General features: G+C 44.4%; 2 protein-coding genes. Both read left to right on the top strand.

What is annotated here, in order from left to right:
* Window positions 1-167 precede the first annotated feature (167 nt).
* A complete protein-coding gene (gene miaB / locus IQ242_RS23635) occupies window positions 168-1508 on the top strand; it encodes a tRNA (N6-isopentenyl adenosine(37)-C2)-methylthiotransferase MiaB (protein ID WP_193961629.1) in 1341 nt (446 codons plus the stop codon).
* A gap of 44 nt (window positions 1509-1552) precedes the next feature.
* Window positions 1553-1939 carry a DUF2358 domain-containing protein gene (locus tag IQ242_RS23630; RefSeq protein WP_104398393.1) on the top strand — a complete coding sequence of 129 codons (387 nt, stop codon included), beginning with the start codon at window positions 1553-1555 and terminating at the stop codon, window positions 1937-1939.
* The last annotated feature ends 8 nt before the right edge of the window (window positions 1940-1947 follow it).

Raw genomic sequence — 1947 nt, 5'->3', positions numbered from 1 at the left:
GAGCAGCCGATAGTCAGTCCCGATGAAAAAATTTTCACCCCCACAGATGAAAGAGGTTTCCTTCCCTACACCCCACACCCCACACCCTACACCCTACACCCTCTTTCAAGTCAGAGAATAAATAGCCTAAAATAGAAACCTGCACTCTTGTTTCTGTAGCCAGCATCATGAATAAATCCCCACGTCGTTACCATATCACCACCTTTGGTTGTCAGATGAATAAAGCTGACTCCGAACGCATGGCGGGTATTTTAGAAGATTTGGGGTTTCAATGGTCCGAGGATGCCAACGAAGCCGATCTAATCCTCTACAATACCTGTACAATTCGCGATAATGCCGAACAGAAGGTTTATTCCTATCTCGGCAGACAGGCTAAACGCAAACAAACTCAACCCGATCTTACTCTAGTGGTCGCTGGCTGCGTGGCCCAACAGGAAGGGGAACAATTATTGAGAAGGGTTCCCGAAGTGGATTTAATTATCGGTCCCCAACACGCAAACCGCTTGGGAGACTTATTACAACAAGTTTTTGACGGTTCCCAGGTGGTGGCTACCGAACCCATCCACATCATGGAAGATATCACCAAACCGCGCCGGGATAGTAGTATTACCGCTTGGGTGAACGTCATCTATGGTTGTAATGAACGCTGTACCTATTGTGTGGTTCCGGGGGTGCGTGGGGTGGAACAATCTCGCACTCCTGCGGCAATTCGAGCAGAAATGGCACAATTAGGACAACAGGGGTATAAAGAAATCACCCTTTTAGGTCAAAATATCGATGCCTACGGACGGGATTTACCCGGAGTGACGGCAAGCGGCCGACATCTGCACAATTTCACCGATTTACTCTACTACGTTCACGATGTGGCCGGCATTGAACGTCTCCGTTTTGCCACCAGTCACCCCCGCTATTTTACCGAACGTTTGATTAAAGCTTGTCAGGAATTACCTAAAGTTTGTGAACATTTTCATATCCCTTTTCAATCAGGGGATAATGATATCCTCAAGGCCATGAAACGGGGCTATACTCAGGAAAAATACCGACAGATTATTGCTAATATTCGCAATTTAATGCCGGATGCTGCCATTAGCGCCGATGCGATTGTCGGATTCCCTGGAGAAACAGAGGCACAGTTCGAGAATACTTTAAAATTAGTCGATGAGATTGGTTTTGATCAATTAAATACGGCCGCCTATTCTCCCCGTCCCGGGACTCCGGCCGCTATTTGGGATAATCAATTAAGTGAGCAGGTAAAAAGCGATCGCTTACAAAGATTAAATCATTTAGTGGCGACAAAAGCTGCTGAACGTTCCCAAAGATATTTAGGCAGAATTGAGGAAATTTTAGTGGAAGACGTTAACCCTAAAGATGCTAGTCAAGTTATGGGAAGAACTAGGGGTAATCGCTTAACTTTCTTTACGGGAAATATTGAGGAATTGCGAGGCACATTTGTTAAGGTTAAAATTACCGAAGTCCGTCCCTTTAGTTTGACGGGAGTGATATTTTAAGTAGCGAAAAAAGACAATAGCTATCGGGAATAATTGGGTATTTTATGGATATTATCGCTATTTTGCAGCAAGATTATCAAAGATTTCCCCTGGATCAAACCTATGATATTTATGCTGATAACGTTTATTTTCAAGACCCTCTCAATCAATTTCGGGGGATTAAACGCTATCGGGAAATGATTGGTTTTATGAGTCAATGGTTCCAAGCTATCAAGATGGATGTCCACGCAATTGAACAGCAGGGAAATATTATTAATACCCGTTGGACATTGCACTGGACAACCCCTTTACCTTGGCGGCCTCGCATCGCTATTTCTGGACGGAGCCAATTAACTCTCGATGACAATAATCTGATTATTTCTCATATCGATTATTGGGATTGTTCGCGCTGGGATGTGCTGCGTCAGCATTTACCTTTTCCCAGTTCTTAACTAGGGTC

Source organism: Microcystis sp. LEGE 08355 (assembly GCF_015207185.1).
Classification (GTDB): domain Bacteria; phylum Cyanobacteriota; class Cyanobacteriia; order Cyanobacteriales; family Microcystaceae; genus Microcystis; species Microcystis panniformis.
This window is presented reverse-complemented; position numbering and strand designations above follow the sequence as displayed.

What these genes read in the sequence shown, in the direction of transcription:
- miaB (WP_193961629.1), top strand. Translation starts at nt 168, where the DNA reads ATGAATAAATCCCCACGTCGTTACCATATCACCACCTTTGGTTGTCAG.
- IQ242_RS23630 (WP_104398393.1), top strand. Translation starts at nt 1,553, where the DNA reads ATGGATATTATCGCTATTTTGCAGCAAGATTATCAAAGATTTCCCCTG.